Origin of the sequence: Flavobacterium sp. (genome assembly GCF_035456085.1) — a bacterium.
Lineage (GTDB): Bacteria > Bacteroidota > Bacteroidia > Flavobacteriales > Flavobacteriaceae > Flavobacterium.
The window spans coordinates 1-22,514 of the sequence record NZ_DATIDY010000198.1 but is presented as its reverse complement, the minus strand read 5'-3'; the positions used below and the strand labels follow the sequence as shown (position 1 = coordinate 22,514).

At 32.5% G+C, this 22,514-nt stretch carries 14 protein-coding genes; 8 read left to right on the top strand and 6 right to left on the bottom strand.

Features of this window, described 5'->3' with window-relative positions:
- Window positions 1-31: 31 nt before the first annotated feature.
- Window positions 32-631, top strand: coding sequence for a SprT-like domain-containing protein (locus tag VLC96_RS14995; protein WP_325264195.1), 600 nt, complete (start codon window positions 32-34; stop codon window positions 629-631).
- A gap of 204 nt (window positions 632-835) precedes the next feature.
- Complete coding sequence (locus tag VLC96_RS14990; protein WP_325264193.1) at window positions 836-1,891, top strand: mannose-1-phosphate guanylyltransferase; 1,056 nt, start codon at window positions 836-838, stop codon at window positions 1,889-1,891.
- Between the two features lie 76 nt (window positions 1,892-1,967).
- Here the strand turns inward: VLC96_RS14990 and VLC96_RS14985 are convergent, their stop codons facing one another.
- The 5 genes from VLC96_RS14985 to VLC96_RS14965 all read right to left on the bottom strand — a co-directional run bounded on the left by VLC96_RS14985 (window position 1,968) and on the right by VLC96_RS14965 (window position 6,199).
- Window positions 1,968-2,729: an ABC transporter ATP-binding protein gene (locus VLC96_RS14985; RefSeq protein WP_325264191.1), complete on the bottom strand. Its 762-nt coding sequence runs from the start codon at window positions 2,727-2,729 to the stop codon at window positions 1,968-1,970.
- On the bottom strand, window positions 2,726-3,475 hold the full coding sequence (locus tag VLC96_RS14980) for an MlaE family ABC transporter permease (RefSeq protein ID WP_325264189.1): 750 nt from the start codon (window positions 3,473-3,475) through the stop codon (window positions 2,726-2,728). Before VLC96_RS14980 ends, VLC96_RS14985 begins: the two co-directional genes overlap by 4 nt.
- A gap of 78 nt (window positions 3,476-3,553) precedes the next feature.
- Window positions 3,554-4,402, bottom strand: a complete 849-nt coding sequence (locus VLC96_RS14975; RefSeq protein WP_325264187.1) for a glycosyltransferase family 2 protein — start codon at window positions 4,400-4,402, stop codon at window positions 3,554-3,556.
- Window positions 4,403-4,413: 11 nt separating this feature from the next.
- Window positions 4,414-4,944: a class I SAM-dependent methyltransferase gene (locus tag VLC96_RS14970; RefSeq protein WP_325264186.1), complete on the bottom strand. Its 531-nt coding sequence runs from the start codon at window positions 4,942-4,944 to the stop codon at window positions 4,414-4,416.
- A 196-nt stretch (window positions 4,945-5,140) separates the two neighbouring features.
- Window positions 5,141-6,199 (bottom strand): 3-oxoacyl-ACP synthase III family protein, encoded by a 1,059-nt coding sequence (locus VLC96_RS14965; RefSeq protein ID WP_325264183.1) that lies wholly within the window; start codon window positions 6,197-6,199, stop codon window positions 5,141-5,143.
- A gap of 457 nt (window positions 6,200-6,656) precedes the next feature.
- Here VLC96_RS14965 and VLC96_RS14960 point away from each other — a divergent pair, with 457 nt between their 5' ends.
- The 5 genes from VLC96_RS14960 (at window position 6,657) to VLC96_RS14940 (ending at window position 18,552) form a co-directional block, all read left to right on the top strand.
- Complete coding sequence (locus tag VLC96_RS14960; RefSeq protein WP_325264181.1) at window positions 6,657-10,805, top strand: hybrid sensor histidine kinase/response regulator; 4,149 nt, start codon at window positions 6,657-6,659, stop codon at window positions 10,803-10,805.
- 443 nt (window positions 10,806-11,248) lie between these two features.
- Complete coding sequence (locus tag VLC96_RS14955) at window positions 11,249-14,353, top strand: SusC/RagA family TonB-linked outer membrane protein (RefSeq protein ID WP_325264179.1); 3,105 nt, start codon at window positions 11,249-11,251, stop codon at window positions 14,351-14,353.
- A gap of 49 nt (window positions 14,354-14,402) precedes the next feature.
- Window positions 14,403-15,926 carry a RagB/SusD family nutrient uptake outer membrane protein gene (locus VLC96_RS14950; protein WP_325264177.1) on the top strand — a complete coding sequence of 508 codons (1,524 nt, stop codon included), beginning with the start codon at window positions 14,403-14,405 and terminating at the stop codon, window positions 15,924-15,926.
- A gap of 11 nt (window positions 15,927-15,937) precedes the next feature.
- A complete protein-coding gene (locus VLC96_RS14945; protein WP_325264176.1) occupies window positions 15,938-17,041 on the top strand; it encodes a hypothetical protein in 1,104 nt (367 codons plus the stop codon).
- A gap of 119 nt (window positions 17,042-17,160) precedes the next feature.
- Window positions 17,161-18,552, top strand: a complete 1,392-nt coding sequence (locus VLC96_RS14940; RefSeq protein ID WP_325264174.1) for an endo-1,4-beta-xylanase — start codon at window positions 17,161-17,163, stop codon at window positions 18,550-18,552.
- A 113-nt stretch (window positions 18,553-18,665) separates the two neighbouring features.
- Here the strand turns inward: VLC96_RS14940 and gcvP are convergent, their stop codons facing one another.
- Window positions 18,666-21,515, bottom strand: a complete 2,850-nt coding sequence (gcvP, locus tag VLC96_RS14935; protein ID WP_325264172.1) for an aminomethyl-transferring glycine dehydrogenase — start codon at window positions 21,513-21,515, stop codon at window positions 18,666-18,668.
- A gap of 226 nt (window positions 21,516-21,741) precedes the next feature.
- On the opposite strand from gcvP, the gene VLC96_RS14930 reads away from it, so the two are divergent.
- Window positions 21,742-22,514 (top strand): UbiA prenyltransferase family protein (locus VLC96_RS14930; protein WP_325264169.1); only part of this gene is annotated, 773 nt, incomplete at its 3' end.

The following is a 22,514-nucleotide window of genomic DNA, read 5'->3' as shown; positions in this document are numbered from 1 at the left end:
AACCAATTTAAAACTATTAATATTCGACTAATTGTCTGAAACACTTTTAAAATATTTACCAGAACATGCCGTAAAACCAGTTTTTGAACTGATTGTTACGCATCAGGTGCATCTGAAAATTGTAAATGAAAGACAAACTCGTCACGGTGATTATAGAAAAGCGTTGAACGGAAAACATGAGATTACGGTTAATGCGAGTCTTAATAAGTATCGGTTTTTAATTACGTTAGTTCATGAGATTTCACATTTAGTCGCTTTTGAAAAATTTGGGCGAAACATTAAACCTCATGGAAATGAATGGAAATATTCTTTTCAAAGATTAATGATACCTTTTATAAGACCTGAGATTTTTCCGAACCATTTGTTGCCTTTGTTGGCGAGGCACTTCAAAAATCCTTCTGCAAGTAGCGATACAGATGCCACATTAGCACTTGCTTTAAAACAATATGACAAACCCAATGATAAGAATTTTGTATTTGAAATTCCTTATGGAAGTGTTTTTAGGATTTCAAATGGAAAAATTTTTAAGAAAATAGCAATTCGGACTAAGCGATACGAATGTTTAGAGATAAGTTCTGGACGATTGTATTTATTTAACCCAAATGCGGAAGTAGAATTACTACCTTCATAAAAAGTTCTGGATATATTATACATGAAAACAACAGAATGATCAATTAATAGGGTCAAAAGGGGACTTAATATCTAAATAAATGATAGTTACCGATTTGTTTTTTTAAGTTAGGAATTTTTCCTTATTTTAGACCATAATAAAAAAATAAGTTATAGAGTTAATGAATTAATACTTCCGAATTGGAAGATAATTATAGAAATAGAAATGGATAAAAATTATTATGCAATTATTATGGCCGGTGGAGTTGGATCTCGATTTTGGCCAGTTAGTACTACAGAATTCCCAAAACAATTTCACGATATGTTGGGTGCGGGGGAAACCTTAATTCAGAAAACATTCAGCAGATTATCAAAATTAATTCCTGTTGAAAATATTTTGATTTTAACTAATGAAAGATATAACTCAATTGTTTTGGAGCAGTTGCCATTAGTAAAACAAGAACAGGTTTTATTGGAGCCAGCAATGAGAAATACGGCGCCTTGTATTTTATATGCTTCTTTAAAAATTAAAAAGCAAAATCCTGATGCAGTTATGGTTGTTGCGCCAAGTGACCACTGGATTGAAGATGAAGCTGCTTTTACAGCTAATTTGCAACAATGTTTTGATTTCTGTTCAAAAGAAAATGCTTTGATGACTTTAGGAATTCAACCTACTTTTCCAAATACTGGTTTTGGTTATATTGAATATGATAAAACCGATACTAATCCAATAAAAAAAGTATCTCAATTTCGTGAAAAGCCAGATTATGAAACTGCCAAAGCATTCTTGAAAAGCGGTAATTTCTTGTGGAATGGAGGAATTTTTATTTGGAGCGTAAAATCGATAACTGAAGCGTTTGAGAACTTTCAGCCAACAATGAATACTTTGTTCCAAAATGGAGTTGAAAGTTATAATACTGAGGCTGAAAAATCTTTTATTGAACAAAATTATGCCTTGGCAGAAAATGTTTCTATCGATTATGCCGTGATGGAAAGTGCCAAAAATGTATACGTTCTTCCTGCAACTTTCGATTGGAATGATTTAGGAACTTGGGGTTCTTTACATGAAAAATTAGATAAAGACGAAAACAATAATTCAGTGGTAAATGCTAAAGTACTATTGTTAAACTCATCAAATAATATTATCAGTACATCTTTAGGCAAGCAGGTTGTTATTGAAGGATTAGATGATTATATTATTGTTGATAAGGATTCTGTATTATTGATTTATCCAAAAGGAAAAGAGCAAGATATTAAAGGAGTTGTTGCTCAATTGAAATAATTGACAGATAATTTTAAAACAGAAAGGGTAGCAGTTAGTTAAAATTGCTACCCTTTTTTTATGTTGTATTTGAAGTTTATTCTTTTAAATGAGCTTCTCTCACTTTCTTGAATAATTCTGAAGAATAAACGAATTCTACGATAGCTTCATTGTCGGTACGGAAAATTTCTTCTTTAGTTCCTTGCCATGCTTTAACGCCATTTTTTAGAAATAAAATATTATCTCCAATTTCCATTACGGAGTTCATATCGTGAGTGTTTACAACAGTTGTGATATTATATTCAACCGTTATTTCTTTGATAAGATTATCAATTAAAATAGCCGTATTTGGATCTAATCCTGAATTAGGTTCGTCACAAAACAAATATTTTGGGTTGTTTACAATAGCTCTGGCGATAGCGACTCTTTTCTGCATTCCACCCGAAATTTCCGAAGGCAATTTTTTGTGGGCGCCGATCAGATTTACTCTTTCTAAAACAAAATCAACTCTTTTTTGAATTTTGAATTTACTGTCGTTGGTAAACATTCTCAAAGGGAAAGCAACATTTTCAGAAACAGTCATACTGTCAAAAAGAGCGCTTCCCTGAAAAAGCATTCCTATTTCGGTACGCAATTCTCTTTTTTCGTCGGCATCTAGCTCAGAATAAATTCTGCCATCGAAAGAAATGGTTCCTACTTCCGGAGTATGAATTCCTAATAATGATTTTAACAATACGGTTTTACCAGATCCACTTTGACCGATAATCAAATTGGTTTTACCAGCTTCAAAAACACTGGAAATTCCTTTTAGAATTTTGACATCATTAAATGATTTTTCTATGTTTTTTATTTCTATCATTTTGTCAAGAGTAATTGTGTAATAATGTAATTCAGTACAATAATAGCAATCGAAGTCCATACAAATGATACCGTACTGGCTTTACCAACTTCAAGGGCTCCACCTTTCATGTAATAACCATGAAAAGAAGGAATTGTTGCTAATAGCATACCAAAAATAAATGTTTTAATAAAGGAGTATACAATATGAAACGGAAGAAAATCTTTTTGAATTCCTTCAATATAATCGATGCTTGCACCAAAACCTCCATAAACAGTAGCAAGGTAACCACCAGCAATTCCTAGAAACATTCCAATCCCGATAAGGAAAGGGTATAAAAGAAGGGCGATTATTTTTGGGAAAACTAAATAGTTAAGAGAGTTAACACCCATCACTTCAAGCGCGTCAATTTGTTCGGTAACACGCATAGATCCTATACTTGACGTTATAAAAGAGCCCATTTTTCCAGCCATAATAATTGACATAAATGTTGGGGCAAATTCTAAAATTACTGATTGGCGAGTCGCAAATCCAATAAGATATTTGGGAATGAATGAATTAGTTAAGTTTAAAGCTGTTTGAATAGAAACAACCCCACCAACGAAGAAAGAAATGAAAGCAACAATTCCCAACGAATCAATAATTAAATCATCAATTTCTTTGAATATTAAACCTTTCATAACAGACCATTTTGTCGGTTTTTTGAAGATTTCCTGCCACATTAAAAAATATTTCCCGATTTGGGACAAATAACGAATAAGCATCATAGTTTATAGAATATGGGCTAAATTACAAAAATAGTGAATAGCAATTAGGGAATAGTAAAAAGTAAGTGCCTGATTGGCTTAAAAAAGTTTTTCTTTCATTTTTTGCAAACGATAATTGCGAATGAATTTTGCTTGTTCTGGTGTAACTAACATTGTTTTATTTTCTCGTTTTGCTTTCCAGTAGCCTTTAATATAATCGAGAAATAATAACGGTTTTCCTTTTCTTAAAGCTAATTTTAATGAAGCAATTGATGTAATTATAAAACCGTAACCTAAGGTGTAAAAAGCTTCACCTTGTTTATAACGCGCTGCTTTGTTATAGTTTGCACCGGTTGGTTTAAGATGTTTTACATGCAAACTTTCATTAGTGACCACTTTCCAATTGTAGAATTTGCAAAGCAATTCATCAACGGTGTCCCAACCCATAGCTGGTTTTAATCCACCAATTTGTTTGAAGGTTTCTTTTCGGTATGCCTTCAAAGCACCACGAATATGGTCTTTGTCGGTAAGATTTTCTAAAATCCATTCACCGTTTTTTTCAATATAGCAGAATCCACCAGCCATTCCAATTCTGTCATCTGATTCAAAATGTTTGATTACAGTTTCAAAATAATTGGGAGGAAAAATCAAATCGGCATCAATTTTTACCAAAATATCATAGTCGTCATCAATATGTTTTTCACCTTCGTGAAAAGCTTGAATCACTTTACTTCCTGGCAAATGAATAGCATTTGAAACTTTATTGACTAAAGAAATAAACGGATATTTTTGGCTGAATTCCGAAATGATTTCAGGGGTTCTATCTGTCGAATTATCATTAACTACAATAATTTTTGAAGGCAAAATGGTTTGCTCTACCAAAGATTGTAAAGTTACCGCCATAAAGGCTTCTTCATTGTAGGCCGGAATAATTATATAATATCTCATGGGACTAATTACTATTTATTAGCCACTTTTTCAGCGTAAACAATATAATATCTATTGGTAAAACTGCGTAAAAATGGTCTTAAACCAAATTTCTTTACAGGATTTGTCCATTTTTGTCTGTCGATAATTTTCCAACCAGTTTTTTCTAAAAGCCAATCTAATTGCCAGTCTTCAAATTCGTGGTAATGTCTGTCCCACATATCTGTTTTGCTTCTATATGCTGGTGAAAACCATAAACGCATCGGAATAGAAATCAGCAGTTTTTCTGATTTTATTTCGTTTAAAATTGTAAATGGATTTAATAAATGTTCGAAAATTTCAAAAGCAGTAACGACATCTGTCTTTTCAGTTTTTAAAACATCTTGGTTTAAATCTAAATCTTCGCCAGTGGTATTTTTTACTGAAAAACCGGCTTCTTTCATGATTTTTGAAAATGGATTTTCAACACCTAAATCTAGGATTGTTTCAGATGTTTTGATGTGTTTTTGTAAAAATTCTAAGGTAAGTTTGAATCTTTTATTTGGAAACGTTTTTTCGTACATGTTTTTAATTTTTGACTACCGCAGTTGCTTTAGAGTTGCAAATATAGAGATAATTGGGAGAATAGATAATTAGGTAATTTGGAAATTAAATGATTTGAAATATACAAAGTTTTAAATTTAAGAAACTCCTATAAAAAAAGTCCACATCACTAATAAAAGTGATGTGGACTTGCAATATAAACGTACAGGTAAAATCTTAATGACGATATACGAATGCATTAACATTCATACCTGCACCAACTGAAGCAAAGATGACAACATCACCTTTGTTTATTTCGTGATTTTCTATTTTTCCTTGTAGTATCAGATCATAAAGAGTTGGTACAGTTGCAACACTGCTATTCCCTAGATCATGAATACTCATTGGCATAATATCTTGTGGTGGAACTTTATCGTATAATTTATAAAAACGAGCAATTATAGCTTCGTCCATTTTTTCGTTTGCCTGATGAATCAATATTTTTTTGACTTCATCAATTGCAATTCCGCTTTTGTCTAAGCAGCTTTTCATTGCTGCAGGAACTTGGCTTAATGCAAACTCATATATTTTTCGGCCATACATTTTGATATATTTAGTGTCTGGATCTAAATCAGGATTGTATGATTTTCCAAAGAACAAAAAGTTGGCTTCTTCATTAGCAAAAGTGGCACTTTCATAAGATAACAAACCTGCTTCATCAGTAGAAAGTTCTAAAATAGAAGCTCCAGCTCCATCAGAATAAATCATAGAATCACGATCATGATCATCTACAACTCTTGATAAAGTTTCAGCACCAATTACCAAAACTCTTTTTGCCATTCCAGATTTAATAAAAGCATTGGCTTGCAGAACTCCTTCAATCCAGCCAGGACATCCAAAAAGAATATCATAGGCTACACATTTAGGGTTTTTTATATCTAGTTTGTTTTTTACACGAGTGGCTAAACTTGGAAGATGATCTGTTTGAGTAGTTCCAAATTTTACATCACCAAAATTATGAGCGAAAATAATATAGTCTAAAGATTCGCGATCTACATTGGCATTTTGTATTGCTTTCTCGGCAGCAAAAAAGGCTAAATCAGATGCGTTGTGTTGATCTTCGGCATAACGACGATTTTCAATGCCTGTAATGCCTTTAAATTTTTTAATTACAACTTCATTTGGATAACCAAACGGAGAACCGTCTTCATTCAGAAAGACATGATTACCAAAGTCTGTATTTTTGACTTCTATATTTGGAATGTAACTTCCCGTGCCTATTATTTTTATTTTCATTATTCCGCTATTATCAAATATAATTCAGGGGTTAAATTTATGGCTAAATTATAAATAAAATTATGATAACTGTCATAAAAAGTACTATGCGTGCATATAATTATGGAATAGTAATTTTTTATTAAATTTATTGCTTATTTTTTAATGAAAAATAACAAATGATATGTTTTGGTTCTTGAATATCTACATATAACAAAGTTGATGGTTTTTGTTATAAGTTTTCAAAGTCTGCTGTGGGCTATATAAATTCTCAATAAATTATTGATTTAAAATTAAACTTACAATGTAAGTGTGATTAACCCTTGTTAAATTATTAATTATAATGAGTTTTTTTGATAATATGATAGAATTTGAGTTTAAAATAAAGGTGTTTTATTTAGTTTTGTTAATATTGTTGTTTAATAAATGAAATTATTTCAACACAAAACCTTTTATAAATAAATTCTGTTATAACATAATGAGTAATATTAAATATTTTCTAATATTCTTTTTTGCTTTTGTTAATTCTGTTGTATCCCAATATAAATTTGAAAACTATCAATTTAGAACTATAAGAGAAACTACATCCCAAAGAGCGATTTCATCTATAGTTCAAGATCAAAATGGCTTCATTTGGATAGGAACCGATGGAGCTGGTTTGTATCGTTATGATGGTGTAAATTATTTTGCATACCAATATAATCCACAAAAAAGAGGTTCGGTAAATAGTAATGTTATTTATTCGACTTATGTTGATACAAATAATAATTTGTGGGTTGGTACAGACGAAGGTTTGTGTTTCTATAATAGAGACCTGGATAGTTTTACTAAAATTAATATTCAAGATGTTATTGTAAAGGGATATGACAGTCCAATCTCTGTAAAGACCATTACTCAGGATAATAATGGAAATTTAATATTGGGAACTTTCGGTTTTGGAATATTTAAAATGAATTTAAAGACTTTTAAAACCTCTCTGATAAAACCCAATTTATTGAACAGAGCTAATTTGCGTATAAACTGTTCAGTTAAAAACAAGCAAGGAATTATTTATTTTGGAACTGAGCAAGGACTTGTTGAGATGGATTCAAAAGGAACTATTAAGCAAGTCTATAAAGATAAATTTAAAAGAGTACCGATCTTAGATGAAATTGAAAGTCTTGCTATAGACAAACTTGGGTATATATGGGTAGGAACAACTTCCGAGGGTTTATTAAAAATCAAACCTGAAATGGATAATTATCACTATGAAAATTACCGTATTACCAAAAATAAGATTCTTTCTATCATTCAGAGTAGAAAAAATTATATGATCTGCGGAACTGAGAATGATGGTTTATTAATTGTAAACCAAGACGGAGAAATGGTTAAGCATTATGTTCATAGTAATTATGACGATTTTGGCTTAAAATCAAATTCGGTTTGGTCATTATATGAAGATCAAGAAAATAGATTGTGGTTAGGATATTATAATAAAGGACTTGGTGTATTTGACATAAAAAATAACAAATTTAACGCTATTGAATCGCTCCTAAATAATGAAAATTCTTTGCAGGCAAGTTCAGTAACCTCTTTGATAAAAGACAAAACCGGTAAATTGTTAATAAGTACCGAAGGAGGAGGAATAGATATTTTTGATGCTAAAAGTAAGCAGTTTATACATGTAAATAAAAAAAGCCAACATTATTATTCAAATTTGGATGCCAATGATATTCAGACCATATTTATAGATAGTAAGCAAAATATCTGGGCTGGAAGCTGGAATTTAGGTGTATATTTTTTAAAAAACGGAACCACTAAATTTGTAAACTACAATACCAAAAACACAAATGGATTAAAATCGGATCGGATTTTTAGTTTTTCAGAAGATTCTAAAGGGCGAATTTGGATTGGAACTTTTATAAAAGGATTACATTATTATGATCCTGAGACAAATAAGTTTGTTCACTGTGACTCCAAGGGATTTGTTGACAACGCCTTAGACTCAGGTTTTATTCGTAAAGTTTTTGTTGATTCTGATGATACAATTTGGGTGGGAACAATATTGGGTTTGTTTACTGTAGATACAAAAAACAATAGTAATTTCAAGGTGACTTCAATGCGTGATGCGATGCTCAAAAACAGAACCAGGCATAGAAGTATACACACTATTTTATCCATTTACGAATCAAATGATAAAAGGATATGGATAGGAACAGAAGGAGGTTTGTTTAGCTATAATAAAAAAAGCAAAACATTTTCAAATTACAATGATTTTCCTGGTTTCAAAGAGAAATCTGTTCGGTCTATAATTTCAGATAATAATGATTGTCTTTGGATTAGCGGTGGATTAGGACTTACAAAACTGGATTTTAAAAACAGAAAAAGCACCAATTTAAATAAGGATGACGGTCTTATCACCAATGAATTTAATAATAATGCTGTTTTTAAAGACGGAAATGGAAATCTCTATTTTGGCGGTTATGATGGAATTAATTATTTCAATCCCAATCAAATAAAAAAGATAGAAAAATCACCAAAATTGTATTTCAGCGATTTTAAATTATTTAATAAATCAATTGAATTAAATGAAAAATCCTCACCGCTAACAAAAGTAATTTCCCGAACCAAAGAACTGATTTTGGATCATACACAATCCGTTTTCACGATCGAATATGTTGGCATTAATTACAATTATCCTAATAAAAATCAATATGCCTATTATCTAGATGGTTTTGAAAATAATTGGAATTATGTAGGGAATAAGAGAACAGCGACATATACCAATTTGCCTGCTGGTAATTATGTTTTTAAGGTAAAATCGGCAAATTCGGATGGATCCTGGAATAGTATTCCTATCGAATTAAAAATAGAAATATTACCTCCATGGTGGAAAACCTATTGGGCTTATTCTTTATACACTTTAATTTTTGTTTTAGTGGTTTTATATCTAAATAAAATTTATCAAAATCGTTTCAAAGCGAGACAGGCAATAATTTTAGAGAAAGGAAAAGCGATTCAACTTGAGAAGCTAAACAATAAGAAGCTACAGTTTTTTACGAATATTTCCCACGAGTTCAGAACGCCATTAACGTTAATCATTAACCCTTTGGAAGATATGCTCAGAAGTAAAAATATATCTTCTGAAATGCATAATAAATTAAAAACAATCCATAAAAGTTCTACTAGACTTTCGAGACTAATCAATGAGCTTATGGATTTTAATAAATTACAGTTTAATAGAATCTTTTTGCAAATAAAAAGAATTGAAGTTATAGCTTTTGCAAAAGAAATTATAAGCTACTTTGATGAAGAAGCAATTGCAAGAAACATTACCATCAGATTTGAGTCGACACACGATGAACTTGAGGATTGGTTAGACCCACAAATGCTCGAAAAAATCATCTTTAACATTGTTTCAAATGCATTTAAATTTACTCCTGATGATGGATTAATTACTATTTCTGTTGAAAAATTAGACGCAGAAAGTCAATTGTTTATTGATGGTCATAAAGTTTCTTCGTTTTCAATTAAGGTGAAAGATACTGGTGCAGGAATTAGCCAAAAAGATTTAAAAAGAATTTTTGACAGATTTTATCAAGTCAATAATTCAAACAAAGCTTATTATGGCAGTACCGGAATTGGTCTTGAAGTTGTAAAAGAATTTGTTGAATTGCATAAAGGCAAAATAGACGTTGAAAGTCAGGTTGGAGAAGGGACAACGTTTACAGTTACATTTCCGTTGGGTAATTCCTTTTATAATGATGATGAAATAATTAATGAAAGCTATGAATTAGAAAATTATAAAAGCAAAGCATTTATTGCCCCAACTGAAAGTAAAATGTTTGATGAGGAAGAAGAGGTTGAAGAAGAAGAGAGCATAAAAGCTTACACGCTTTTGATTGTTGAAGATAATATAGAGTTAAGAAATTATTTGAAAGACGAACTGAGTAAAATTTATAAAGTTATCGTAGCAAAAAATGGTAAAAAAGGGTACGAATTAGCCGTTCAAAAATTGCCAGATTTAATTATTACGGATGTCATAATGCCAGTAATGGATGGTTTGGAATTCTGCAAAAATATAAAAGCGAATATAGAAACAAGCCATATTCCTTTGCTAATGCTATCAGCAAAAGCGATGGTAAAAGACAGATTAGAAGGAATAGATTCGGGTGCTGATATTTATTTGAGCAAACCATTTGAATTGGATATTTTAAAATCCAGTTTGGCACAGCTAATTACTAGCAGACAAATCATGTTTAAGAAATTCTACACAGGAATAACAAAGAATGGTAAAGAAAAAACAACCACTCTTGACAACGAATTCATTCAAAAAATATTGCACTTTATTAATGAGAACATAAGTGATTCTCAATTGGGTGTTGAATTACTTTCAGACAAAGTTTCATTGAGCAGAAGTCAATTGTATCGAAAAATAAAAGTATTGACTGGCGGATCGATAAATGAGTTTATTAGAAATGTAAGATTAGAAAAAGCAAAACAGCTTATTCAACAAGGAAATAATAATATGAATGAAATCAGTTATAAAGTAGGGTTCACTTCGCCATCCTATTTTACTAAATGTTATAAAATCAAATACGGTCACTTACCCACAAAAGAAAAAAAATCAAAAGAAAAAGATCACTAAAAAAGGCTTTTTAAAGAATCGATTTTACTTCTAAACAAACTTCATTTTTTATAAAATGGAGTTTTTTTTTGCCAAAAATTGACCTAAAATAAAAAAGGACAGTTTTTTTACATTTAGTAAAATTCAGTTGGCAATATATCAGGTGTTTTTTTGTAAGAATAATATTTTTTCACTCTGTTTCTCATTAATAATTTAATTATTTTTTAAATAACTAAGGATTATTCAGTCGGTTACAATTTTGGTTTTAGCGTTTTTTGCAACAAATATTTTAGAAAATGCTTCAATAGTTTTAGAATATTTAGGTCTTTGGGTCTACTTTGGGCCATGAAATATTAATCAAATTGTTTGTTACATCGAAAATTTACGCAGATGAAAACAGCAATTACTTTAATGTTTTACAACCATGAAATTAATTTACTAAAACCCTAAACAAACCAAAATTTATGAAGAAACGATTACTAAAAAAACTATTATTTCTAACAGTACTATTGTGGGGAAATTTTTTCTTTGCTCAGACTGTTAAAGGTAAAGTGACCTCTGGTGGAGCTGTTTTACCAGGCGTGAATATAACGATTGAAGGAACCCAAAAAACAACAATTAGCGATTTTGATGGTACTTTCGTGATTAATAATGTGGCTCCAAAGTCAAGATTGATTTTTAAATACCAAGGCTACAAAACATTATATCTTGATGCAAATACAGCATCTGTAATGAATGTGACTATGGTTAATGAACTGGAAAAATTAAATGAAGTAGTGGTTATCGGATATGGTACTTCAAAAAGAAAAGATTTAAATGGTGCAATTTCTTCCGTTAGATCTTCTGAAATTCAAGACAAGCCATTTACTTCTATCGATCAAGCACTTGTTGGTAAGGCGGCGGGTGTAAATGTTGTTCAAAATTCAGGTACGCCCGGAGGAGGAATCACCGTGCAAATCAGAGGAATTACGTCTATTAATGGAAATGAACCATTATACGTTATTGATGGAACTCCAATTTTTGCAGATAAAAACAATGATTCGTTTTCATTTAGCGCACTAGGAGGAGGAAATGGACAAATCAAGAATTCGGCTTTATCTAGTATGAATATCGCAGATATAGAATCTATTGATATCTTAAAAGATGCATCTGCAACAGCAATTTACGGAGCCAACGGAGCCAATGGTGTTGTTTTGATTACTACCAAAAAAGGGAAAAAAGGAAAATCAACTATTAGTTATGAAACGTATTTGGGTACACAAGAAGTAACCAATTCTGTCGATGTTTTAAACTTGCCACAATATGCAAAGTACCAAACAAAAATTGCAAAAATAAGTGGTGAGCCAATTCCGTTTCAATTTCAAAAACCAGATTTATTAGGCGAAGGGACAAACTGGCAAGATGAACTTTTTAGATCAGCTATAATATACAATCACCAATTATCTTTCTCAGGTGAAAAAGAAGGAACAAGATATTACACTTCTTTAAATTATTTTGATCAGGAAGGAATTGTTTTAAATTCAGATTTTAACAGATTGTCTATGCGATTAAATGTAGATACTAATGTTAAGTCCTGGCTAAAAATTGGAAATAATGTTGCAATAACTAAGTCATCTCAAACAGTAGTTAGAAATGATGACAGAGGTGGTTTGGTTATGAATGCACTAAGACAATCTCCGGAATTACCAGTTAGATATGCTGATGGATCTTTTGCCGGTCCTTCAAATGGTTTAGGTTCTTCGGCAAATGAAGCCACCAATCCTATTGCTTTATCTGAATATAATAATGCAACTACAGACCGATATAAAATCAATGGTAATTTATTCGCCGATTTTAATTTATTGAAAGGATTGGTCTTCAGGTCTGAATTAGGATATGATTTGAATTTTGCAAAAAGTAGTGCTTTTGCGCCTGCATATACGCTAGGGAATGTAAGTGAACTTTTGAACAAATCTTTCAAACAACAAGATCAAAGTTTTTATTGGAGTATTAAAAATTATTTGACTTATAATAAAACTTTCAATGAGAATCACAATTTCACATTCTTATTAGGTCAGGAAGCACAAGAAAGTCAATACGAGTATTTGAGTGGTTATAGATCTGGAGATTTCTTAAATAGAAATTTCACCAATTTGGACATAGGTGATATTGATACAGCAGTAAACGGAAACGGTTCTGGCAGATGGTCCATGACATCTTATATTTCTAGACTAAATTATAACTTTTCTGATAAATATTCTTTTTCAGCTTCTTTGAGAGCAGATGCTTCATCAAACTTTGGACCTAATAACAAATGGGGTTATTTCCCATCATTCTCCGGTGGTTGGACTGTAAGTAATGAAAAGTTCTTTGAGCCAATATCAAAAGCTGTAAATTATTTTAAAGTTAGAGTTGGTTATGGTGAAGTGGGAAATCAAAATATTCCACCTAATAGATATGAAACTATTCTGACCTTGTTATCTTCTCCGTTTGGAGGTGTATCTCCAACAATTGATAATTTAGGTAACCCAGACATCAAATGGGAATCATTAAAATCATTCAATGCTGGATTTGATATGGATTTACTTAACCGTAGAGTTAGAGTGGCATTTGATTATTATATTAAAAATTCTTCGGATTTCTTGACAAAACAAATTAATGATGAATCCAATCAAAGTGCTCTTAACTACTATTTAAATACAGGAGAAATTGAGACTAAAGGAGTTGAATTAACCTTGAATACAAAAAACATTGCTACCGAAAATTTCTCATGGGACAGTACAATTATTTTATCAAAATACGATAATGAATTAACAAGTTTTCAAGGTGCTGGAAAATCTTTATTAGGCAAAGTACAATTTGATTTGTACACTGTAACGCGAACTACAGAAGGAGAACCAGTAGGACAATTTTATGGTTATGTTGCCGATGGATTATTTAAAAACGCAACACAATTAGCAGAAGGTCCCGTACAAGAAGCAGGAACAGGCATTGGTGATGTTCGTTTTAAGGATCTTAATAACGATGGAAAAATTGATGCTAAAGATCAAACCAATTTAGGAAGTGCAATACCTGATTTTACCTACACTTTTACAAATGATTTCAAATACAAAAACTTCAATTTATCAGTTGTTTTAACAGGAAGTCAAGGTAACGAAATCTACAACTTTACCCGTCATTATACAGATGGAATTTACCCAGGATTTGGAGACCGATATGGAAACGTTAGCACTCAGGTTTTAAACGCTTTTGAAGCGGGAGTTAATGAAAATACAGATGTTCCTAGAATCACCCTTAACGATCCAAATGGTAATGGTAGAATTTCAAGCAGATTTGTAGAAGATGGTTCCTATTTAAGAATTCAAAATATTTCTTTAGGATATGATTTAGCTAGTAATGTTTTTAAAAATTCTATTTTATCTAAAGCAAGAATATATCTAAACGTGCAAAACTTATACACGTTTACCAAATATTCAGGATTTGACCCGGCATTAGGAAATTTGGATCAAAACATTACATTGAGTGGAATTGATTTGGGAAGATATCCTGTGCCAAGAACTACTTCTTTGGGAGTTGATTTACAATTCTAAAAATTTATTAAAAACATTTAATTAATGATTAGTCGTTAAAAATAATAGTATGAAAAAACTTTTTAAATTTTTTATGATAGGAATGCTAATACCATTACTGTCTTTGTTTTCTTGTTCAAATGAATTTTTAGATGCACCATCTGAGAATCAATTAACACCAAGCGACTTACCAGAAGGCGTTACAGCTTTTGATGGAATAGCTGAGAGTTTGTATTTCAAGCCTTGGTTTACTTTTAATGATAAATTCCTAATTGCTGTTGGAGATATGTATGCCGGAAATGCATTTTCATTTGATGGCGCATATTCACAATTTGTAGAAGCTCAGGTAACTTCACAAAATCCAATCTTAACAGAAGGATATGTTTCATTATTTTCGGTTGTCGATCAGGCAAATAATTTGATGAGTCTCGTTGAAGAAAGAAAGAATGAATTACCAGAAGCATCTTATAAAAATGCAATAGCCGTTTCAAGATTTATGCGAGCAAATGCATACTTCTATTTGGTAAGAACATTTGGAGCTGTGCCTATTATTTCAAAAGCTGGATCTGCTGCACAACCTAAAAGAAATGTTGTCGAAGATGTTTATAAATTTATAAAATTAGATTTAGAATACGCTGTAGAAAATTTGCCTGCAATTTCAGTAAAAAAAGGATATATAAACCAAACTGTAGCTAAAGGCGTACTTGCCAAAGTATATTTGACATTAAACGAATATGATAAATGTGCTGCTTTGACTCAGGAAATTATGGGCAAGCAATATTCTTTGATTCAAGATTATGGAAACCTTTTTAATAGTCCGGAAAACAACAATAGTTCAGAGAGCATGTTTGCTTTGCAATGGAAAGCAATTTCGACTCAATGGGGAACTCAAAACACAAACCAAGCATACATAGTTCCTGGAGGTACAGGAATTACAGGCGGAGGAGACGGATGGGGCGTTTACTTGCCTTCTATTTCATTGCAAAATGGTTTTGAACCTAAAGATGCCAGAAAAAAGAGTACTATCATGACCGATGGTGATTTTTATCCTGAATTATTAAAAACCGAAGGCGGATTTACCTATAAAAAAATATTGTCTTCTACGGCAGCTAATTTTAGAAAATACATTGTAGGTTCTGCTGCAGAAAGAAACGATGTGTTTTTTATGAGAACGTCACAAAACACGATTATATTAAGATATTCGGATATTTTATTGATGCATGCCGAAGCGATTTTGGCTGGAGCTAATTCGACAACATCAGGATCAGCATTAAGTGCGTTCAATGAAGTAAGAACAAGAGCAGGATTGCCTACCAAAACAGTTTTGACAAGAGACGAACTATTTAATGAGAGACGAATAGAGTTTGCTCTTGAAGGACAATATTTCTTTGATTTAAAACGTCGCGGTTTGAATGAAGCTACCGCTATTATTTCACAACAAGAAGTTGGTTATTACTCAGATGATGCTAGAACACAATTAATCTCTAGAAAAATTACTCCTGGCCCTCATTATTTTGAATTGCCAATACCGCAATCCGCTATTGATACCAATCCATCATTGTTAGAGCCTCCAGTTCCTTTTAACTTTAATTAATTATTATACCTATGATAAATAAAATAAAATATAAAATCATCATCCTTTTAGCTTTAACTTTTTTTACAGCCTGTGAAAATGATGACTCAGTTCCTGCAAATGTAATAGCAATGGTTTCTGAACCGGGAGATTTGCTGAACCAAACTTTTCCCCTTAGTAAAATTAGAGTAGAAGGGGAAGGATTGTCCGGATTAAAAAAAATTACGCTTGATAATAAAATTGACATCAGTTTTAATCCTAACTATAATTCAGATAAAGCATTTATTTTCACTATCCCTTTTGATGAAAAATTAGGCAGTAGATTTGGAGTACAACCCATTACATTTGAAACTGCAAATGGTTCAATTACTAAAGATTTAGAGATTTTACAACCTACTCCGACTATTTTAAGAACAGTTCCAGCTGTAGCAACTCCAGGATTCCCGTTGGAAATCGAAGGAACTTGGTTTTATAATGTTTCTTCTGTAACCTTAGGAGGAAAAGGCGTGAGTTATACTTTAAAATCTGCATCTTCAATCATTATTGGTTTGCCAATAAATGCAGTTTCAGGATCTGAATTAGCTATTACTACACCAGGTGGAGTAGTAAAAAGAGTAATAGATTTTGAAAAAGTGGTTAATGTTTGTGATTTTGATGGTGGCGGTGTAAGAACAAATTGGTTTTCTTACGGAGATGTTGCTGATTTTAATCCAAGTACCGCTGGCGGACCAGCAGGGAATTATGCTTCATTTACCTGGTCTGGCTCAACTGCAAACGGATATAACGGAAGTAGTGCAGGAGGAGGCGACAGTTTCTTAGGTGCAACAAATAAAGACGCCACAAGAGCTTATATTGATATAGATGTAAGCGGAAGTGTTGTAGGGGCTAAGTTTACAATTCAATTGAATACTATTGAAGGCATAAATTATGGTGTTGCTTTCAAAATAACAGACCTAAATTGGACTACCAAAACTTTTTTACTTGCAGATTTCAAAGATAATTATGGTTTTGGAGATAATACGGCAGCTGCCTTAGATGTTTCCAAAATAAATGAAATTAAGATAGGAATTGATCAGTGGGATACACCAAATCCTTCCACAATTAAATACGATAATATTAAAATTCGTTACAAATAATTCATTGTTTAGTTAGTTTATAATTGATAAAAGGTTGCAATCAAATGCAGCCTTTTATTGAATTATCTAATAATGATAAAAAATGTTTTACAGTTAATATGTTCTAAAATAGATATAAAATGAAATATAAATTTTTAATAGTTTTAACTAGCTTTTTCTTTTTTTTGAATTCTTGTTCAAAGGAAGATGAAACAGTTGCCAACACTTTAGATGTTCCTGTCGCAAATTCTGCCACAGATATTAATGACACCGGTTTTAAAGCCAAATGGAATTACGTTTCCAATGCACAAACTTATCTTTTGGATATTTCTACAACTGCAGATTTTAAAACTTTATTACCAAACTACAATTCAAAACCAGTATCTGATTTGAGCGAAGTTGTAGCGGGTTTAAATGGTGCGACCCAGTATTTTTACAGAGTGAGAGCAAAAAAAGACTCTGAGATTTCCGGTTATTCTAATATAATCAGCATCATAACTACTGGTACGAGTAACATTCCTGAGGATCCAACTTTTCTGAAAGTTAAGGCAAATAAATTACAAAATCCGTTTTTTGTAGGGATGGCTGTTAAGTCGGATCAACTAATAAGCGGAAGTAAATATGATGTGATACTAAAAAATGAATTTAGTAGTATTTCTGCTGAGTATGAAATGAAAATGAATCCAATTTCAGTATCAAGTGGCGTTTACAATTGGACTGCAGCAGATAAAATTGTTGCTTACGGAAATACTAATGGCATTAATGTACATGGTCATGCCTTAGTGTGGCACGTTACGGTACCAACGTGGCTGGCTAATTTTTCTGGTTCTGATGAAGAATTTGCCGCCGAAGTAAAAAAATATATTACCGATGTCGTAACTCATTATGCAGGAAAAGTGAAATCCTGGGATGTTGTAAATGAAGCATTGGATGATAATAATGGTGGAATGAGAAATACCATTTTCCTTAAAAGAATGGGGCCAAATTATGTAAAAGATTGCTTTAAATGGGCAAGAGATGCAGCAAATGCGGCTGGTGATAAAAATTTACTATTGTTTTATAATGATTATGCTACTTCGACAAATATTCCTAAACAGGATAAAATGTTTTCAATTATTGATGATTTAAAGGCAAACAATCTTATTGATGGAGTAGGTTATCAAATGCATAACACTTATTTAAGTCCAACAAAGGCTCAAATAGAAACAGACCTAAATAGAGCTGTCGGTAAAGGTTTAAAAATTCATATTTCCGAATTAGATATACAAGTGAATCCAGCAAATGATATTAGTACTTTTACCAATGAAAGAAAATTGATTCAAAAAGAAAAGTATAAAGAGATCGTAAAAATATATAATGCGCTTCCTGCAGTAAACAAATATTCTATAACAATTTGGGGAATGAAGGATAATGAATCTTGGATTCCTTATAGTACAGATTTAAATCACGTAGGAAACGATTGGCCTTTGCTTTATGATTCAAATTTTAATATCAAAAGTGCTCATACAGGATTTCTAGAAGGACTAGATTGATTTTAAATGGCATTTGAGAATTGTATTTTGCTTTATTAAATACAACAAAATTTATACCTCATAAAATAACAAAAGCCTCGATATTTCGAGGCTTTTGTCGTAATTAAATTTTTCTAGTTTTCCATGTAGGCCTCAATAGGCGCACAGCTACAAACTAAATTTCTGTCTCCATAAGCATCATCAATACGACGAACAGACGGCCAGAATTTATTATCTGCAATATATTCTAATGGGTAAGCTGCAGTTTCTCTAGTATATGGGAAATCCCAAGAATCTGCAGTCAACATTGCTAATGTGTGTGGCGCATTTTTCAATACGTTATTTTTGTCATCTGCAGAGGATGTTTCGATTTCTTTTCTAATCGCGATAAGTGCATCACAAAAACGGTCTATTTCAGCCAAATCTTCAGATTCTGTTGGCTCAATCATTAAGGTTCCTGCTACAGGGAAAGAAACTGTCGGCGCATGGAAACCGTAATCCATCAAACGTTTAGCGATATCGCCAACTTCGATTCCGTTTTCTTTAAAGGCACGACAATCCAAAATCATTTCGTGAGCAGCTCTTCCGCATTCTCCAGTGTAAAGAATTGGATAGTGACCTTCGAAACGTGCTTTCATATAGTTGGCATTCAAGATAGCATGCTCGGTAGCGCTTTTCAATCCATCGGCACCCATCATTGTGATGTATCCGTAAGAAATCAAACATACTAAAGCTGATCCGTAAGGCGCTGATGAAATTGCTGTAATGGCTTGTTCTCCTCCTACATTTAGGATTGGGTTGGTTGGCAAGAAAGGAACTAATTTTTCGTTCACACAAATTGGCCCAACACCAGGTCCACCACCTCCGTGAGGAATAGCGAAAGTTTTGTGAAGGTTCAGGTGGCAAACGTCAGCTCCAATTGTAGCAGGGTTTGTTAGACCTACCTGAGCATTCATATTGGCACCATCCATATAAACTAATCCGCCGTTTTCGTGGATTAATTTAGTGATTTCGATGATTGAAGACTCATAAACTCCATGAGTAGAAGGATAGGTTACCATCAAACAAGACAAGTCGTCTTTGTGTTCAAGAGCTTTTTCTCTTAAATCTTCTACATCAATATTTCCTTCCGGAGTGGTTTTGGTTACAATGATTTTCATTCCCGCCATAGCCGCAGAAGCCGGGTTGGTTCCGTGAGCAGAAGCCGGAATCAAACATACGTTACGATACCCTTCACCGCGAGAAATATGATAAGCACGGATAGCCATTAAACCAGCATATTCTCCTTGAGCACCTGAGTTAGGTTGCAAAGTTGTTCCTGCAAATCCGGTAATTACATTTAATTGTTGTTCTAGTTTTTTCAGCATCGTGATGTAACCTTCAGCTTGTTCAATTGGAGCAAATGGGTGAATACTGTTCCAATTTGGCATAGATAAAGGCAACATTTCTGAGGCTGCATTCAATTTCATAGTACAAGAACCCAAAGAAATCATCGAATGGTTCAATGATAAATCTTTACGTTCTAATTTCTTGATATAACGCATCAACTGACTTTCAGAATGATGATTATTGAAAACATCATGTGTCAAGAAAGCAGAAGTTCTTTCTAATGAAGCAGGTAATTGACTTGCTGTTGCCAGTTCAGAAACCGTGAAAGTCTCTTTTCCTAAAGCTTCCGCAAAAATTGCAATAATTTGGTTGATGTCAGTTATAGAAGTCGTTTCGTTCAATGAGATTGAAATCGTTTCTGCATCAACATAGAAGAAGTTTACTTCGTTTCTTTCGGCAATCGCTTTTACTTTTTGAGCATCGGCTTTAACCAAAATAGTATCGAAGAAAGAGGTATTGGTTTGGTAAATACCCAATTTATTTAATGCCTCAGCAGTTGTCACGGCAGAAGCGTGAACTTTGTTCGCGATATATTTTAAGCCTTTTGGTCCGTGATAAACGGCATACATACCGGCCATAACAGCCAATAAAACCTGAGCGGTACAAATATTTGAAGTCGCTTTTTCACGTTTGATGTGTTGTTCACGAGTACCTAATGCCATACGTAAAGCACGGTTTCCATTAGCATCGATTGAAACCCCAATGATACGTCCCGGCATAGAACGTTTGTATTCTTCTTTCGTTGCGAAGTAAGCTGCGTGAGGTCCTCCGTAACCCATAGGAACTCCAAAACGTTGTGTGGTTCCTACTACTACAGCAGCTCCCATTTCTCCCGGAGAAGTTAAGGTTGCCAATGATAAAATATCGGCTGCAACAGCAACTTTAATTTCGTTTTCTTTTGCTTTAGCTATAAAAGCAGCATAATCGTTTACCTGGCCGTATTTTCCAGGGTATTGAAGAATAGCCCCGAAGAATTCGTTTGAAAAAGCAAAAGTTTCATGGTTTCCAACAACCAATTCAATTCCAACTGGAGTGGAACGGGTTTGTAATATCGATAAAGTTTGTGGCAATATTTCTTCGGAAACAAAGAACTTGTTTACGTTGTTTTTCTTTTGGTCGCGCGTACGAACATCGAATAATAAAGACATTGCTTCGGCAGCAGCAGTTCCTTCGTCAAGCAATGAAGCATTGGCAATTTCCATTCCTGTTAGTTCTATAACAGTTGTTTGGAAATTCAAAATAGCTTCTAAACGTCCTTGAGCAATTTCGGCTTGGTAAGGCGTATAAGCTGTGTACCATCCTGGGTTTTCAAAAATATTTCTTTGAATAGGAGCAGGAACGATAGTTGGGTGGTATCCTAAACCAATATATGATTTGAATACTTTATTTTTGTTTCCTAATTGTTGAATATGATTGGCAAATTCGTATTCCGTCATTGCAGGATCAAGATTCAAAGGTGCTTTTAGACGAATATCGTCCGGAAGTGTTTCATAAACAAGTTGTTCGATCGATTCAACTCCAATAGTTTGTAACATGTGTTGAAGATCTGACTCTCTTGGACCAATGTGTCTTAAAGCAAAAGCATCTGTTTTCATTTGTAGTTATCTATATTTTTTTAAAGAAATGTAATTTGGACAAAGAAAGTATATTCTTATTTAAATTAAGTTTATACTAGTTTTGTTACAATTTATGATGTATGTGTTGTTTTTTTGTCGCGCAAAATTAAGTATTATTAATAATTTAAAGGGTAATTTTAACTTCAATTTTTATGAAATTTTCAACTAAAGAGTTGATTTGTTAACAATTGATTAGATTTAAGAAATGAAACTATTGAAACAAATATTAAATTTTTATCTGAATAGCAGTATTCATGTAGCCTTGTCCACTTTTGCATTAGTTCAAATTACGTTTCATGTGTTTCATATTCAGTATGATCAGGCAATGGCTTTGTTCGTTTTTTTTGGAACAATTGTAGGATATAATTTCGTCAAATATGATGCTTTGGTTCGTGTACGTAAAATTTCGAAAGGGAATAAATTAAAGTTTATTGCTCTATTGAGTTTGATTTCTTTTGTTTTGGTGGGCTATTATTTTTTTCATTTGAAACGCATTACACAAATAATCTCTATTGCAATTTTTGCTATAACAGCTTTGTACACGCTTCCTTTTTTTCCAAATAGAAGAAATGCAAGAAACTGGGCTGGAGTGAAAATTTATATTGTTGCGATTTGTTGGGTAGGAGCAACAATGATTTTACCATTAATAAATGCTGAAATTCCATTTACTTCAGATTTTTTTATAAAATGTATTCAAAGGTTTATTTTGGTTTTTGTTCTGATATTGGTTTTCGAAATTCTTGATTTAGCCAATGATGATCCGCATTTAAAGACAGTTCCGCAAATGATAGGAGTAAAAAAGACTAAGCTTTTAGGATTTTTATTGCTGATTCCGTTTTGGTTTCTTGAAGTCTTTATTTCGACTTTTAATTATCATGATGCGGTCATAAACCTTATTATGGTAGTTACCCTGATGTTGTTTATCTTCTTTGCCAACCCAAACCGTTCCAAATATTACACTTCTTTTTGGGTTGAAGC

Bases quoted from the DNA above. Each gene is read 5' to 3' on its own strand.
- VLC96_RS14940 (WP_325264174.1), top strand. From the start codon at position 17,161: ATGAAATATAAATTTTTAATAGTTTTAACTAGCTTTTTCTTTTTTTTG.
- VLC96_RS14960 (WP_325264181.1), top strand. From the start codon at position 6,657: ATGAGTAATATTAAATATTTTCTAATATTCTTTTTTGCTTTTGTTAAT.
- VLC96_RS14975 (WP_325264187.1), bottom strand. From the start codon at position 4,402: ATGAGATATTATATAATTATTCCGGCCTACAATGAAGAAGCCTTTATG.
- VLC96_RS14965 (WP_325264183.1), bottom strand. From the start codon at position 6,199: ATGAAAATAAAAATAATAGGCACGGGAAGTTACATTCCAAATATAGAA.
- VLC96_RS14945 (WP_325264176.1), top strand. From the start codon at position 15,938: ATGATAAATAAAATAAAATATAAAATCATCATCCTTTTAGCTTTAACT.
- VLC96_RS14950 (WP_325264177.1), top strand. From the start codon at position 14,403: ATGAAAAAACTTTTTAAATTTTTTATGATAGGAATGCTAATACCATTA.
- gcvP (WP_325264172.1), bottom strand. From the start codon at position 21,515: ATGAAAACAGATGCTTTTGCTTTAAGACACATTGGTCCAAGAGAGTCA.
- VLC96_RS14990 (WP_325264193.1), top strand. From the start codon at position 836: ATGGATAAAAATTATTATGCAATTATTATGGCCGGTGGAGTTGGATCT.
- VLC96_RS14980 (WP_325264189.1), bottom strand. From the start codon at position 3,475: ATGATGCTTATTCGTTATTTGTCCCAAATCGGGAAATATTTTTTAATG.
- VLC96_RS14955 (WP_325264179.1), top strand. From the start codon at position 11,249: ATGAAGAAACGATTACTAAAAAAACTATTATTTCTAACAGTACTATTG.
- VLC96_RS14985 (WP_325264191.1), bottom strand. From the start codon at position 2,729: ATGATAGAAATAAAAAACATAGAAAAATCATTTAATGATGTCAAAATT.
- VLC96_RS14970 (WP_325264186.1), bottom strand. From the start codon at position 4,944: ATGTACGAAAAAACGTTTCCAAATAAAAGATTCAAACTTACCTTAGAA.